This is a genomic window from Streptomyces sp. AB3(2024) (assembly GCF_041862025.1).
Taxonomy (GTDB): Bacteria; Actinomycetota; Actinomycetes; order Streptomycetales; family Streptomycetaceae; genus Streptomyces.
On sequence record NZ_JBGWAB010000013.1, the window covers coordinates 1 to 14,275 of the forward strand.

General features: G+C 73.1%; 15 protein-coding genes and 3 pseudogenes. 13 read left to right on the forward strand and 5 right to left on the reverse strand.

Going from position 1 to position 14,275, the window contains the following annotated elements; genetic code table 11:
- The first annotated feature begins 183 nt into the window (after positions 1–183).
- Positions 184–1,008 carry an ABC transporter permease gene (locus ACEPPI_RS08250; RefSeq protein WP_373914633.1) on the forward strand — a complete coding sequence of 275 codons (825 nt, stop codon included), beginning with the start codon at positions 184–186 and terminating at the stop codon, positions 1,006–1,008.
- Positions 1,009–1,106: 98 nt separating this feature from the next.
- Positions 1,107–2,441 (forward strand): LLM class flavin-dependent oxidoreductase, encoded by a 1,335-nt coding sequence (locus tag ACEPPI_RS08255; RefSeq protein WP_373914560.1) that lies wholly within the window; start codon positions 1,107–1,109, stop codon positions 2,439–2,441.
- A gap of 87 nt (positions 2,442–2,528) precedes the next feature.
- Here the strand turns inward: ACEPPI_RS08255 and ACEPPI_RS08260 are convergent, their stop codons facing one another.
- The 3 genes from ACEPPI_RS08260 to ACEPPI_RS08270 all read right to left on the reverse strand — a co-directional run bounded on the left by ACEPPI_RS08260 (position 2,529) and on the right by ACEPPI_RS08270 (position 5,013).
- Positions 2,529–3,449 (reverse strand): NADP-dependent oxidoreductase, encoded by a 921-nt coding sequence (locus ACEPPI_RS08260; RefSeq protein ID WP_373914561.1) that lies wholly within the window; start codon positions 3,447–3,449, stop codon positions 2,529–2,531.
- A 94-nt stretch (positions 3,450–3,543) separates the two neighbouring features.
- The gene (locus ACEPPI_RS08265; RefSeq protein ID WP_373914562.1) at positions 3,544–4,296 is read right to left on the reverse strand and encodes a DUF2470 domain-containing protein; all 753 of its coding nucleotides are present in this window, start codon (positions 4,294–4,296) and stop codon (positions 3,544–3,546) included.
- A 45-nt stretch (positions 4,297–4,341) separates the two neighbouring features.
- Entirely contained in the window at positions 4,342–5,013 is a 672-nt protein-coding gene (locus tag ACEPPI_RS08270) for a TetR/AcrR family transcriptional regulator (RefSeq protein WP_373914563.1), read from the reverse strand.
- A 98-nt stretch (positions 5,014–5,111) separates the two neighbouring features.
- Between ACEPPI_RS08270 and ACEPPI_RS08275 the strand changes: the two genes are divergently transcribed.
- From ACEPPI_RS08275 to ACEPPI_RS08290, 4 genes are all read left to right on the forward strand, one after another.
- Positions 5,112–5,507, forward strand: a complete 396-nt coding sequence (locus ACEPPI_RS08275) for a cell division protein SepF (protein WP_048477630.1) — start codon at positions 5,112–5,114, stop codon at positions 5,505–5,507.
- A 66-nt stretch (positions 5,508–5,573) separates the two neighbouring features.
- Positions 5,574–6,905: an ATP-binding protein gene (locus tag ACEPPI_RS08280; protein ID WP_373914564.1), complete on the forward strand. Its 1,332-nt coding sequence runs from the start codon at positions 5,574–5,576 to the stop codon at positions 6,903–6,905.
- Positions 6,902–7,294, forward strand: coding sequence for a nucleotide pyrophosphohydrolase (locus ACEPPI_RS08285; RefSeq protein WP_373914565.1), 393 nt, complete (start codon positions 6,902–6,904; stop codon positions 7,292–7,294). Before ACEPPI_RS08280 ends, ACEPPI_RS08285 begins: the two co-directional genes overlap by 4 nt.
- A 122-nt stretch (positions 7,295–7,416) precedes the next feature.
- Positions 7,417–7,902: a DUF6099 family protein gene (locus ACEPPI_RS08290; RefSeq protein ID WP_030238259.1), complete on the forward strand. Its 486-nt coding sequence runs from the start codon at positions 7,417–7,419 to the stop codon at positions 7,900–7,902.
- A gap of 48 nt (positions 7,903–7,950) precedes the next feature.
- On the opposite strand, the gene ACEPPI_RS08295 is transcribed toward ACEPPI_RS08290, so the two are convergent.
- Complete coding sequence (locus tag ACEPPI_RS08295; RefSeq protein ID WP_373914566.1) at positions 7,951–8,097, reverse strand: hypothetical protein; 147 nt, start codon at positions 8,095–8,097, stop codon at positions 7,951–7,953.
- Between the two features lie 324 nt (positions 8,098–8,421).
- On the opposite strand from ACEPPI_RS08295, the gene ACEPPI_RS08300 reads away from it, so the two are divergent.
- From ACEPPI_RS08300 to ACEPPI_RS08310, 3 genes and pseudogenes are all read left to right on the forward strand, one after another.
- Positions 8,422–9,129 carry an LLM class flavin-dependent oxidoreductase gene (locus ACEPPI_RS08300; protein WP_373914567.1) on the forward strand — a complete coding sequence of 236 codons (708 nt, stop codon included), beginning with the start codon at positions 8,422–8,424 and terminating at the stop codon, positions 9,127–9,129.
- A 13-nt stretch (positions 9,130–9,142) separates the two neighbouring features.
- Entirely contained in the window at positions 9,143–10,003 is an 861-nt protein-coding gene (mmuM, locus tag ACEPPI_RS08305) for a homocysteine S-methyltransferase (protein WP_373914568.1), read from the forward strand.
- Positions 10,004–10,074: 71 nt separating this feature from the next.
- Positions 10,075–10,248: pseudogene (locus ACEPPI_RS08310) on the forward strand (transcriptional regulator); the annotation flags it as partial.
- Positions 10,249–10,250: 2 nt separating this feature from the next.
- On the opposite strand, the gene ACEPPI_RS08315 reads toward ACEPPI_RS08310, so the two are convergent.
- A complete protein-coding gene (locus tag ACEPPI_RS08315; protein WP_373914569.1) occupies positions 10,251–10,559 on the reverse strand; it encodes a hypothetical protein in 309 nt (102 codons plus the stop codon).
- Positions 10,560–10,668: 109 nt separating this feature from the next.
- Here ACEPPI_RS08315 and ACEPPI_RS08320 point away from each other — a divergent pair.
- The 4 genes and pseudogenes from ACEPPI_RS08320 to ACEPPI_RS08335 form a co-directional block, all read left to right on the forward strand.
- A pseudogene (locus ACEPPI_RS08320) lies at positions 10,669–10,908 on the forward strand (transposase); the annotation flags it as partial.
- A 312-nt stretch (positions 10,909–11,220) separates the two neighbouring features.
- A pseudogene (locus ACEPPI_RS08325) lies at positions 11,221–12,284 on the forward strand (polynucleotide kinase-phosphatase); the annotation flags it as partial.
- Positions 12,285–12,505: 221 nt separating this feature from the next.
- Positions 12,506–12,973, forward strand: a complete 468-nt coding sequence (locus ACEPPI_RS08330) for a hypothetical protein (RefSeq protein WP_373914570.1) — start codon at positions 12,506–12,508, stop codon at positions 12,971–12,973.
- Positions 12,974–13,028: 55 nt separating this feature from the next.
- Complete coding sequence (locus ACEPPI_RS08335) at positions 13,029–14,255, forward strand: arginine deiminase (protein ID WP_373914571.1); 1,227 nt, start codon at positions 13,029–13,031, stop codon at positions 14,253–14,255.
- The last annotated feature ends 20 nt before the right edge of the window (positions 14,256–14,275 follow it).

Genomic DNA, 14,275 nt, shown 5'->3' on the forward strand with positions numbered 1-14,275 from the left:
GCCTCGCCTGCGGCACCTGCCGCGGAGGCCACCTCGGCCCCGGCAGGCGCCGCGGAGCCCGCCTCGGGTCCCGCGTCCGTCGTGGAGGCCACCCCGGCAGCCGCGGGCACGCCCACCCCGGCCCCGGCCCCGGTTCCCGAACCGGCACCTGCCCCCGCCGGCGGCACCGCACCGAGCCCCGAGATCCCGCGCTCGCCGGCACCCGCCCGCGCCCCGAGCCGGGCTCCGCGCCGGGCCGGGGCGGTGGTCCGGTGGCTGCGGGCCGGCCTGCTGCGCTCGGCCGCGGTCCTGCTCCTGCTCGCCGTGTGGGAGACGGCGCCCCGGGCCGGACTGGTCGACGCCACCTTCCTGCCGCCGGCCAGCGAGGTGGCCCGCGCCTGGTGGGGCCTGCTCGGCGACGGGCAACTCGGCGAGCACACCCGGGCCAGCCTCACCCGCTCCTTCGGCGGCTTCGCCATCGCGGTGGCGGTCGCCGTCCCGCTGGGCCTGCTGATCGGCTGGTACCGGCCGGTCGCCGCCTTCCTCGGCCCCCTGCTGGAGCTCTTCCGCAACACGGCCGCCCTCGCGCTGCTGCCCGTCTTCGTGCTGCTCCTCGGCATCGGGGAGACCTCGAAGGTGTCGATCGTCGTCTACGCCTGCGTGTGGCCGATCCTGCTGAACACCATCAGCGCCGTCGGCAACGCCGACCCCACCCTGGTCCGGCTGGCCCGCTCGATGGACCTGTCCACGCCCCGGCTCTTCCAGAAGGTGATCCTTCCGTCCGCCGTCCCGGTGATCTTCACCGGCATCCGGCTGGCGGGCGCGGTCTCGATCCTCGTTCTCGTGGCCGCCGAGATGATCGGTGCGAAGGCGGGACTCGGCTACCTGATCAACGCCTCGCAGTTCAACTTCGCGATCCCGCAGATGTACGCGGGGATCGTGACGATCTCCGCGATCGGCGTCGCCTTCAACCAGGTCCTGGTCGCGATCGAACGCCGCCTCAGCCTCTGGCGCGTCCCCGCCGCCTGACCTCCCCGCCCCCGCCACCCGGCCCCGCCTCCCCGGCCCCGCCTCCCCGGCCTCGCCACCCGCGGAGCGCCCTCCGCATCCACCGACAGGGAACAGACATGCCCGCACCCCGCCGCACCCTCCACCTCAACGCCTTCCTGATGAACGCGGGCCACCACGACGCCGCCTGGCGCCACCCGGACGCCAGCCCCGAGCGCGTCACCGACCTGCGCTACTTCCAGGAACTGGCCCGCACCGCCGAACGCGGCCGTCTCGACTCGATCTTCTTCGCCGACGGCCTCGCCCTCTGGGGCAAGGCCCGCCACAACGCCCTGGGCGGCTTCGAACCGCTGACCCTGCTCTCAGCGATCGCCGCCGTGACCGAGCACGTCGGGCTCATCGCGACCGTCTCCACCACCTTCAACGAGCCCTTCCACACCGCCCGGAAGTTCGCCTCCCTCGACCACATCAGCAACGGCCGCGCCGGCTGGAACATCGTCACCTCCGGCACCGTCGACGAGGCCCGCAACTTCAACCGCGACGAACACCTGGAGCACGGCCTCCGCTACGACCGCGCCCGCGAGTTCCTCGACGTCGCCACCAAGCTCTGGGACAGCTGGGAGGACGACGCGATCGTCCTCGACAAGGAGGGCGGCGTCTACGCCGACACCGACAAGCTGCACCCCGCCGCCCACCGCGGCGAGTACTTCGGTGTCGCCGGCCCGCTCAACGTCCCCCGCTCGCCCCAGGGTTACCCGCTCCTCGTCCAGGCGGGCTCCTCCGAGGACGGCAAGGAGTTCGCCGCCCGGTACGCGGAGGCCGTCTTCACGGCCCAGCAGACCCTCGCCGACGGCCAGACGTTCTACAAGGACCTCAAGTCGCGCCTGGCCCGCTACGGCCGCGCCGAGGACGACCTCCTCGTGCTGCCCGGCATCGCCCCCGTCATCGGCTCCACCGAGGCCGAGGCGAAGGCCCTGGAGCGGGAGCTCACCGAACTCCAGGTGCCCGAGTACGGTCTCGCGCAGCTCTCCGGCATGCTCGGTGTCGACCTCACCGGGGCCGACCTCGACGGCCCGCTGCCCGCCCTCCCCGAGGAGCGGGACATCAACGGCAACAAGAGCCGCTTCACGCTCGTCGCCGAACTGGCCCGGCGGGACGGGCTCACCCTGCGCGAGCTGATCGCCCGCCTCGGAGCCGGGCGCGGTCACCGCGTGTACGCCGGCACCCCCGAGCAGATCGCCGGCCAGCTGGAGGAGTGGTTCACCCACGGCGCCGCCGACGGCTTCAACATCATGGCGCCCGTCCTGCCCACCGGTCTCACCGACTTCGTCGACCACGTCGTGCCGGTCCTCCAGCGCCGCGGGCTCTTCCGGACCGAGTACACCGGTGCCACGCTCCGGGAGAACTACGGCCTGCCGCGTCCCGCCAACCGTCACACCCGGCCGACCGGGTGAGCGGACCTCCCGGGTGGCCCGGGAGGTGGCGCGCGGGCGGCCGGAGTGCGGAACTCGGGCCGCCCCGCGGGCGTTGTTCCCCCGTACTCAGACGGTGAGGACGATCTTGCCGCGGGCCTGGCCCGTCGCGCTCAGCTCCCACGCCGCGGCGGCGTCGGAGAGCGGCAGGACGTGTCCCACCTTGACGGTGATCGTGCCCGTGTCGGCGAGCTCCGCGAGCGCGGTGAGGTCGGCCGTGGAGGCGCGCGCCCAGATGTGCTTGGCGCCCTTGGCGTCGGCGTCGTTGTCGGCGACGGAGATCACCGGGCCGCCCGGCCGGACGATCGACTGCAGGAGTTCGACGCCGCCGTCGCCGTAGAAGTCGAGCCCGGCGTCCACGCCCCCGGGCGCCAGCTCCCGGACCCGCTCGGCCACCCCGTCCCCGTACAGCACCGGCTCGGCGCCCAGGGAACGCAGGTAGTCGTGGTTGCGGGCGCTCGCCGTGCCGATGACGCGGGCGCCGAGGTGGACCGCGATCTGTACGCCCAGCGAGCCGACACCGCCGGCGGCCGAGTGGATGACGACGGTCTGACCGGCCGTGACGGCCGCCCGGGTGACGGCCTGGTAGGACGTGAGCCCTGCCAGGGGGAGGCCGGCGGCCTGTTCGAAGGTCAGCCCGCGGGGCTTGGGGGCGAGGGTGCGCACGGGGGCGGCGACCAGCTCGGCGTAGGTGCCCAGCTGCACCCACTCCTTGCGGACGTAGCCGTAGACCTCGTCGCCGACGGCGTAGTCGTAGGTGTCGGGGCCGACGGCCTCGACGGTTCCCGCTACGTCCCAGCCGGGGATGACGGGGTGGCGGACTTCCAGGACGTGGCCGAGGAAGCCGGCGGCGAGCTTCCAGTCGACGGGGTTGACGCCCGCGGCCTTGACGCGGACGAGGACCTCGCCCGGCCCGACCTTGGGCTCCGGTACCTCGACGAGCTCTAACGCGGTCGGGGTTCCGTAGGTGCTGTAGGTGATTGCCTTCATGTACGACCCAACGGTCCTGTTCCGGAGACTGTTCCGGAAGACGGGCGCCCGGTTCCCGGACTCCAGAATGGCTCCAGCGGGACTCCGGCGGCCCTCAGGCCGGCAGGGTGTTGCGGTGCGAACGCCGCCGGGCCGCGCTGAGCAGGGCCTGGATCTGGGCGCCCGACTGTTCGACGTCGTCCAGCGGGGAGGGGAACGGCAGCCGTACGTCGCGGTGCCCGCGGCGCTCCTCCAGGCGCAGGGTGATCCCGTACCGGTCCAGGGCGAGCGGCAGCGCGCGGACCACGGCGGCCGAAGGCGCGGGCCGCACCAGCCGCAGCAGCAGGGTGACGAGCTCGGGGTGGTCGTCGAGGAGGTGCGTGAGCATGCCGGCCTCGTACGGGGCGAGCGGGTCGGGCCGGGCCAGGTCCAGCTCCTCCAGCCCGATGTACGCGGTCCCCTCCGCGGTCTCCAGGACCGCCCGGCCGTACTCGACGCAGGTGCTGCCGCCGGGAGCGGCCCCCTCGTCGGCGTGGCCGTCGCCGGAGTAGGGGGTGAGGAGGCGGCCCAGGACGGTGACGCGGGCGCGCACCCGGTCGCGCACCGGGGTCGGGGCGACGTCGGTGAACTCCAGCCGGATCGCGGGGCGCTCGTCGGGGAGCGGGAGGCCCGACTCCCCGGCGGCGGGCGCGGCCGGGTGCAGGTGCAGCCGCCCGAGGACGTCGGAGCCGTCGAGGTGGCGCACCTCGTGGTGGACGCCGTCGACGACCACGGTCATGGAGTGGGCCGCGGTCAGCACGGACCGGACGCGCTCGGCGTCGCTGGGCCGGGCCGTGGCGGGAGTGGCGGGATCACCGGACAGGCGCATGCGGAGGTCTCCATCATCCGAGCAAGCGAGTTAGGTATGCCTAACCTAACCTATTCGTCGTTCCGGGAGTACCCCGCGGGCCAGCCGGCCGAGGGTCTCGGCGATCCGTTCGGGAGGCAGGCCGAGGGAGTGCCGCTGGAACTGGTAGACCTCCGGCGCGAGCGGGCTGAGCAGTACGTCCACGTCGGCGTCGGGATCGACCGCGCCGGCGTCCACCAGCAGGCTCCGCACGTGCGCCCGCCAGTGCCGGTAGGTGGCGCGGCCGAAACGGTCGGGCCCCGGGCGGATGCCCAGGGCCAGTGGCAGGTGTCGCTCCAGGTGCGCCAGCGCGGCGGCGTAGAAGGCCGCGAGCCGCTCCGCGGGCGGCGCGCCGGGTCCGAGCGGCGGCGGGCCGAAGGCCAGGCGGCCCTGCAGGATGCGCTCGTGTTCGTCGAGGAGGGCGGCGGCGACGGACGGCGGGTCGGGGAACCGGCGGTACAGGGTGGCCCGGCCGACCCCGGCGGCCTTGGCGATCTGGTCCATCGTCACCGTCCGGGGGTCCCGTTCGGTGAACAACTGCTCGGCGGCGCCCAGGATCTGGGCCCGGTTGCGGACCGCGTCCGCCCGCTGCCGGCCCCCGGGGGACGGAATCAGGCCACCGGTACCCGGCGCGGCGCGCCGGACGGGGCCGCCGCCTGTGATGTCGCGTACCGTGCGGACCTCGTCGCCATTGGTCATGGCGGCGACCCTACGTCCTTCGTGTCGGTGTTGGGCTGAACGGGTGAAACGCGAGAGGATGGGGGGATGCACATGAAGCGCACGGCCGAGGCGGCCCGGTGAGCAGGTACGACGTCACTGACGAACAGTGGGAGGGACTCGCGCAGGTGGTACCCCTGCGCAGTCGCAACGAATGGCCCTCCCGGGTGGACCACCGCACGATCCCCACGGCGCCCGGGGCGTCCGCGGCGGAACAGCGGCGCTTCGTGGTGATCCGGGTCCAGATCTTCGCCGACGCCCGGGAGGTGGCGGAGTACCTGATCGCGCAGATCCCGGTGCTGCTCGACCTCACGGGCGCGGACGGTGAAGTGGCCAAGCGGATCCTCGACTTCAGCAGCGGTGTCGTCTTCGGACTCGGCAGCGGGATGCACCGGGTCGACCGGAACGTCTTCCTGCTGGCGCCGGTCGGGACCGAGGTCGAGGGGATCGCGGCGGCGGCCGTCCCCCGATCGTAGGAAGGTCGGGGCGGTGGAACGGTTCGCCGTACCCGGGGGCGGGCCGCAGGACCGTACCGTCCGGCCATGGACGCCACCCTGGACGCGGCACGGCCCGCCGCCCACCTCCCTTCCGAATCCCGTACCTCTGCGGATTCCCGCCCCTCTCCTCCCGGTTCCGCTTCTTCTTCCGCTTCCCCCGCCGTCCCTCCCTCCGCCTCTTTAGGGGCGATCGCGGGGCCGAGGCGGCCCGCGGTCACCGAACTGCGGCTGGCCGCCTTCGGCCGGCACCGGGCGGCGGCCTTCCCGCTCGGCCCCGTGACCCTGTTCGCCGGGGCCAGCGGCAGCGGCAAGTCCCAGGCCCTGGCCGCCTACGCGGCCCTGTCCCGGCTCGCCTCCGGGTCCGCCCTGGACGAGGTGTTCCCCGACCCGGTGGCCCACGTGCCCGAACGGGCCGTCCCCGACCCGGACGGGCGGCGGGGCTTCCGCGTCGGCTGCACCGTCGACGGCCCGGTCGGGCCCGTCCGCCTCGACCTCGCAGTCCAGGCCGAACCCACGCTGCGGGTCGTCGGCGAACGCCTCGCCCAGGACGGCCAGATCCTGCTCACCACCGCCCTGCGCGACCCGCGCCGCCCCTCCGTCCAGGCCGCCTGGTTCACCGGCGGCGCCATCGGCGTGACCCGCGCACCGCTCCCCGACGACCGGCTCGCCACCGCCCTGTTGCCGCTGCGGGTGGCCGGCTCCACCGCCGGGCAGCGCCGGGTGCTCGCCGCCGCCGAGCAGGTCGTGGTCGCCCTGCGCTCGGTGTTCCCCTGCGACCCCCGGCCCGAGCGGATGCGCGCGCCCGTCCCGCAGGGCGACGGCCGATTGCGGAGCGACTGCCGGAACCTGGCCGACGTACTGCGCCGGACCCGCCACGAGTGCGCCACCCGGCACGCCCTGCTGGCGGCGGCGGCCCGCACCGGCTGCGCCGGGCCGGTCGCCGGGCTGGACGTGCGGGGCGCGACCGCAGGCCCCGGCGGCGGTTCGGTCGGCGGTCCGGTCGGCGGTCCGGGTGGTCCGGGTGGCGGTCTGGTGGCGGCCGTGCTGGACCGGGGCCCCGGCCTGCCGGAGACCGTCCTCGGCCGGCTCGGCACGGGCGAACTCCGCTTCCTCGCGCTGGCCCTCGTCCTGCTCACCGGGCCCGGGGTGCTCCAGGTGGAGCCGGTCGCCGACGTGCTGGCCGCCCGGCAGGCGCTCACCGTGCTCGCCGACGACCTCGACCGCGGTCTGGACCGGGGGCAGAGGGCCGAACTGCTGCGCCTGGCCCTGCTGTCCGGCGGGCGCGGCCACGTCCGGCTGGCTGCCGCGGTGGGTGAGGAGACCGCGGGAACCGGGCGTGGGCTCCCCGGCGTCTCGGTGGTAGACCTGATCCCATGAGTGCTGTCCCCGAGAACCCCGAGCCCGAGCCCCCGCACGGCGAACGGCTCTACAGGCTCCAGCGACGGCTGGCCGACTTCGCGGCCGCCCGGGACTGGGGCCCGTACCACACGCCCAAGAACCTCGCCGCGGCCCTGAGCGTCGAGGCGTCCGAACTGGTCGAGATCTTCCAGTGGCTGACACCGGAACAGTCGGCCGCGATCATGGAGAAGCCCGAAAGTGCCCATCGGGTGACCGATGAGGTGGCCGATGTGCTCGCGTACCTGCTGCAATTCTGCGAGGTTCTCGGGGTGGATGTGCTGGATGCGCTCGCCGCGAAGATCGAGAGGAACGAGGTCCGCTTCCCGGAGACCGGCAATTCGACCTCTGATCGTCACTCTTCGGAGTGATGGCGTCATCCACAACCATGTTTGTGTCCACAGATTTCCGAATACCCCTGGCTTTACTGGCTCCTTGCCTTCACTCTGGGTAGTGAAGGATGGCGGGATGTCGTGCGGACGGGGGACGGCATATGGATGCGGTACGGCTCATCGCGGCCGGCCGGCACGCGCTGGCACAGAGCGGAGCTGCGTGGGACATCGTCGGCGAGGCCTGGCAGGCCCAGGCGCTGGCGCAGGGGATAGGGAGCTGGCTGGCGGTCACCGGACCGCCGGAGCTGAGAGCGGAGGCACGGGGACTGGGGGAAGCGGGAGGCAGAGGCTGCGGGGTCATCGACCGGGCGGCGCTGCGCGGTGAGGGCAGCGCGCCCGAACAGCCGCCGCGCGCAGCGCGGCTGACGGAGGTGACCGACGCGCGGCAGGCGCTGCTGGGACTGCAGGCACTGCTCGGCGAGGTGGGGATAGCGCTCGTCGGCGTGGCCTGCGGGACGGACGACGAGGGCCTGTACTGGCAGTGCATAGAGTCGATCGACGCGGCCGACGAGTCGAGCGACCGGGTCCGCGCACTGCTGCGCCGGATGACCGTACGGGAACGGGGGTCGGCCTCCGGAGTGGTCTGAGGCCGGGGGCCGAGGGGTCCCGCCGTGCGCGACGGGACCCGGGCACGGTCAGCGGGAGCGGTCGGAGCTGCGCTCGCTCGGCGTGTGGCCGCCCGGGGAGGCCGGCGTGCCGGAGGGCGCGCGGTCAACGGAGTGCTGGAGGTCGGCGTCGAGCTGGGACAGGTCGGCGTTCAGCGCGGCCATCAGCTCTTCCATCTGCTGCAGCAGGCCCTTCGGCGCGCCACCGTCCTGGGTGGGTGCCGCGGACTCCTGGGGTGCCCGGTCGTGTGCTGCCTGCCCGGTCTGTCCGTTTTCTGGCGGGTCTGCGGCACGGCCTCGTGGGACATGGCGGCCTCCTCAGCCCTGGCCCTTCCGAGTGGAAGGGAGCGGTGGACGCACCGGCGAGTGGCCGCCGGCGCGCGGGCCGGGCGGTCCGGCTCCGTCCGAGCCAACGAGCCCCATCCGTGCTGGTCACTGGCCGGGTGGAGGGCGGAACTTCCGGTTGACGCAGATTCACCCGGCAGGGGCCGGAAGGGCAGGATGGAAGACATGGACCTCCGCATTTTCACCGAGCCGCAGCAGGGCTCCGACTACGACACCGACCGGATGTCCGGCGGCCGGATCGAACTCGGCCTGGGCGCGGGCTGGTTCGAGGAGGAACACAAGGCGTACGGGATCCCCTTCCCCGCGGAGCGGATGGCCCGGCTGGAGGAGCAGCTGGCCGTCATCACCGGCCTGTGGGCCACCGAGCCGGGCACCACCTTCGACTACCGGGGCGACCACTACCGGCTGGAGAACTCCCCGGCCCTGCCCAAGCCCGCCCAGGACAAGGTGCCCGTCCTGATCGGCGGCCACGGCGCCCGGCGCCCCCCGCGCCTCGCCGCCCGGTACGCGGACGAGTTCAACATGCCGTTCGCGTCGATCGCGGACAGTGGTCGGCAGTTCGGCCGGGTCCGGGAGGCCGCCGAGCAGGCGGGCCGTGCGGCCGACGACCTCGTCTACTCCAACGCCCTGGTGGTGTGCGTGGGCAAGGACGACGCCGAGGTGGCCCGCCGGGCCGCCGCCATCGGCCGCGAGGTGGACGAGCTGAAGGCCAACGGCCTCGCCGGCTCCCCAGCCGAGGTCGTCGACAAGATCGGCGCCTACGCCGCCATCGGCTCCTCCCGCGTCTACCTGCAGCTCCTCGACCTCGACGACCTCGATCACCTGGAGCTCATCTCCGCCCGGGTGCTCTCCCAGCTCGGTTAGGAGGCAGCCGGCCATGCCCCGCGCGACCGACCCCCTCGCCGACGCCCTGGACCGCCGGAACGTCCTCCTGGACGGCGGGCTCAGCAACCAGCTCGCCGCCCAGGGCTGCGACCTGTCCGGGGACCTGTGGACCGGCCGGGTGCTCGCCGAGCACCCGGACCAGGTGGAGGCCGCCCACACGGCGTACGTCCGGGCCGGCGCCGAGGTGCTGATCACCGCGAGCTACCAGGTCGGGGACGACCCTGTCCTGCTGCGGCGCGGCGTCCTGGTGGCCGACCGGGCCGCGCGGGCCGCCGGCCACGACGTGTGGGTGGCCGCCTCCGTGGGCCCGTACGGGGCGGTCCTCGCCGACGGCTCCGAGTACCGGGGCCGGTACGGCCTGGGCGTGGCCCGGCTGGCCGCCTTCCACCGCCCCCGGATCGAGGCCCTGGGCGGGGCGGACGTACTGGCCCTGGAAACCGTCCCCGACACCGACGAGGCCGAGGCCCTGCTGCGCGTCCTGGCAGGTACCGGGGCCCGCGCCTGGCTCTCCTACACCGTCGAGGCCGGCCGCACCCGGGCCGGCCAGCCCCTCGACGAGGCCTTCGCCCTCGCGGCCGCCGCCCCCGAGGTCATCGCGGTCGGCGTCAACTGCTGCGATCCCGCCGACGTGCTCCCCGCCCTGGAGACGGCCGCCTCCGTCACCGGCAAACCCCTGGTGGCCTACCCCAACGACGGCTCCGTATGGGACGCCGCCACCCACACCTGGCATCCCCCGTCCGCCCCCGCCCCCTGGGACGTTGCGGCCTGGCGCGCGGCGGGCGCCCGCCTCGTCGGCGGCTGCTGCCGCGTCGGACCGGACACCATCGCGGCCCTGCGCACCCGTCCGTCCTGATCCCGTCCCGGTCCGCACACCGTCTCCCGGCCCCGAAAACCAGGGGCGCCCGACGGCGGTCGTGGATCAGACTTGATGACCGCTTGGTCGTCGCGGAGGACTGGCACGCCGAGCTGTGGTTGGACGACGCCGACAACATCGCCTTGTACTCGAAGGTCTGGCGCACCCTCCGCGAGTCGGCTGTGTACGGGGCCGACGCCCACCACGTCATCAACTCGGCCAGGCGTGCCCTGAACCCACGTTGAAGTCAGCGTCTGCCCGCGTCGATCTTGCGCTTGAGCCGGACGATGTACCAGGCGATTGCGCCGCCGATCGAAGCAACGTCGACGAGGGCGTTGAGGCGACCCGCATTTCCGCCCCCGACGAGATGCCCTGGCTTCCAGGCGACTGGGTTGAAGCGCTCCGCGAGGACGAGCACCGGCCGTCGCACGCGCCGACGTCGACCGGCGGCAAGGTTACCGCGAGCCTCGCGGAGTTGCTGGCTCTCCCTGCCGACGACTCCGGCCGCAACAACGCGTGGTTGACCAAGGTCGCGGGCCACCTCGCCCGACTGCACGAAGACGACCGAGAAACCTTCCGCGCCCGGCTCGAAGAGGTCGATCAGGTGTCAGACCGACCGCACCACCCGACCGCTGCTGGACGTGCGGGTCACGGTTACGGGCCCGATGCCCGAGCGGAAGACCAACAAGGGTTGCACCCTGACGAAGTGGTTCGCCGACTCGGGGCGGTTGGTCCCGTCACCACTGACCGACGAGGTGTGGGCGCAGGTGGAACCCGTCGTCAAGGCATGGGAGCCGCCGAATCACCGCCTCATCGACGGCCGCGCGGTGGTCGATGGCATCCTGTTCAAGGCGCGTACCGGGTGCGGGTGGCACGGCGTCGAGGTCGCCGGTGACATCCTGTGGAAGACCGTGCATTCCCGGTTCAACCGTTGGCTTCGCGCTGGCGTGTGGGACGAGATCATGAAGGTCATCCCCGACGAAGGCACGCTTCCGGCGGGGATGCCCATGCTGCCGCCGTTCAAGATTGAGGGCCGCGTGAATCCGCGCATCCTGCCTGTCCGGCACGAGGATGGGGGTCCGGAAACTCCTATGGTCAAGTCCGGCAACGCCCTGTGCGTCCCCGGGAACCACGAGAACAAGCTCGGCCGTTACCTCAAGGGCTCCAAGGTCCAGCTGACCCACGGCCTCGCGGAGACCGTGGAGCAGCTCGGGCGCGAGGCCTTCGCCCAGTACCGGGCCGACGGCGTCGAGCGCGTGGTGTGCCAGGAGAAGCACATGGGTTCGCGCGCCACCGTCCTGCTCTGCCGCGACGCCGACGCGGCCCGTGAGCGGTTCGGGGTCGACGGCTCGGTCACCGGCTCCCTCTACACCCGAACCGGACGGCCCTTCTTCCAGGACCCCGGGGTGACGGAGGCGTTCCTCGCCCGCCTGCGCGAGGCGGTCGACGGCGCGGGCCTGTGGGAGGAACTCGCCACGGACTGGCTGCTGCTCGACGGCGAGCTGCTGCCCTGGTCCCTGAAGTCCACCGGCCTGCTCCGCAACCAGTACGCCGCCGTCGGCGCGGCCTCCCGCGCCGTGTTCCCGGACGCCCTCGCCGCCCTGGAGGCGGCCGCGGCCCGGGGCGTGGACACCGGCGCCTTGCTGGAGCGCCAGCGCGGCCGGCCACCGACGCGGCTGCCTTCACCGAGGCGTACCGGCGTTACTGCTGGACCACCGACGGGCTGGACGACGTACGGTTCGCGCCGTTCCAGCTGCTCGCGGCGGCCGGCCGTTCGCTGGCCGGCGTACCGCACGACGAGCAGCTGGTGTGGCTGGACCGGCTCGCCGACGCCGACGAACGGGCTGCCGCCGACCGGTCCGGCGCCCCGCTGCTGCGGCGCACCGGCCGGATCCTCGTGGACACCGGGGACGAGGCGTCGGTGCGGGCCGCCACCGACTGGTGGCTGGAGCTGACCGCCGACGGCGGTGAGGGCATGGTCGTCAAGCCGCTCGCGGCGTGCGTCCGCGACGGCAAGGGCCGGCTGGTCCAGCCGGGGGTGAAGGTCCGTGGACGCGAGTACCTGCGGATCGTCTACGGCCCGGAGTACACGCGTCCGGAGCAGCTGGAGCGACTGCGTCCGCGGTTCCTCGGGCACAAGCGCTCGCTCGCCCTGCGCGAGTACGCGCTCGGGCTGGAGGCGCTGGACCGGCTGGCCGCGGGGGAGCCGCTGTGGCGGGTCCACGAGGCGGTGTTCGCCGTGCTCGCCCTCGAATCGGAGCCGGTGGACCCCCGGCTGTGACTCCGCCTGTGACCCCGGCCGTGACCCCGACCGAGAGGCACGCGCCGTAAAGCGGCGGCCCCCGTACGGCCTGGAATTAGGTCGTATGGGGGAACTTTCGCGGAGAAGTCCGGGGAAAACACCGGCCGGATCGTTCATCCAGGGCAGCGGAATGTCCGCGAACCCGGAAGGACGGAACGTCACCTATGAAGATGACCGCGCGCGGAAGCATTGCGGCGCTCATGACCTGTATGGCCGCGGCCGGCGCGGCCACCCCGGCCGTGGCCGACTCGGTTCCCGTGGGAGTCCCGCTGGAGGCGGTGGAGACCACGCTGGGCGTACCCACCCCGCACATCGCCACCGCCGTCCCGGTGCCGGTCGTCGGAGCCCCCGAGGCACCCCGCCACCACAAGGGCGACATGCTCCCGACCCCGCTGCTCCCGGTGGTGCCGATCGGCACCGACCTCGGTGTCACCCGGGTCACCTCGCCGGTGCCCAATCTGCTGGGCGACCCCGCGACCGACGGGGAGGGCTCGCTGGAGTCCCCGGACACCACCCTGCTCACCCGGAGCCCCGGAGCCGTCGTCGGCTCGCCCCTGACGATGCCGGACGCCGGCAACGACGGCATCCCGAACCTGACCGCCCCCAAACTGGGCGTGATCGCACCGGAACTGACCGGCGCCCCGACGGCACTTCTCGGCCTGCGCTGAGTCCGCGCAGCCGACGGCAGGTCAAAAAGCCGCCCGGTCTGGGTACGTGTACGGCATGGGATTCCATGTCGACTCCGAGACCGGGCGGCTCCGCCGCGTCATCCTCCACCGGCCCGACCTGGAGCTGAAGCGGCTCACACCGAGCAACAAGGACGCACTGCTCTTCGACGACGTGCTGTGGGTGCGCCGGGCCCGCCAGGAACACGACGGTTTCGCGGACGTGCTCCGCGACCGGGGCGTCGCCGTCCACCTCTTCGGCGACCTGCTCCGTGAGTCCCTCGACATCCCCGAGGCGAGACACCTCGTACTTGACCGGGTCTTCGACGAGAAGGAGTACGGTCCCCTCGCCACCGATCACCTGCGTTCCGTCTTCGACGGGCTCTCCTCGGGCGACCTCGCCGAGGCGCTGGTCGGCGGCATGACCAAGCGGGAGTTCCTGGAGCGGCACGCGGAGCCGGTGTCGGTGCGCTTCCACGCGCTGGAGACGGACGGTTTCCTCCTGGGCCCGCTGCCCAACCACCTCTTCACGCGGGACACCTCCGCCTGGATCTACGACGGGGTGTCGATCAACGCCATGCGCTGGCCGGCCCGGCAGCGCGAGACCGTGCACTTCGAGGCGATCTACCGGCACCACCCGCTGTTCACCGGCTCGGGGGCCTTCCACTTCTGGTCGCAGGGGCAGGTGGACTACCCCTCGACCATCGAGGGCGGGGACGTCCTGGTCATCGGCAACGGCGCCGTGCTGATCGGGATGAGCGAGCGGACCACCCCGCAGGCGGTGGAGATGCTCGCGCGCGGTCTGTTCGCGGCCGGCTCGGCGACGGCCATCGTGGCGCTCGACATGCCGAAGCGGCGGGCCTTCATGCACCTGGACACGGTGATGACGATGGTCGACGCAGATACGTTCACTCAGTACGCGGGGCTCGGCATGCTGCGCTCGTACACGATCCGGCCGGGCGAGCGGCCCGGGGAACTCCGGGTGAGCGACCATCCGGCCGAGCACATGCACCGGGCGATCGCGGCGGCCCTCGGGCTGGAGCGGATCAGAGTGCTGACGGCCACCCAGGACGTTCACTCGGCGGAGCGCGAACAGTGGGACGACGGCTGCAACGTACTGGCGGTGGAACCGGGGGTGGTCGTCGCGTACGAGCGGAACGTCACCACCAACACGCACCTGCGCAAGGAGGGCATCGAGGTGATCGAGATCCCGGGGAGCGAGCTGGGGCGGGGCCGGGGCGGGCCGCGGTGCATGAGCTGCCCGGTGGAGCGGGACGCCGTGTGACCCGGAAGGACTGTATATCA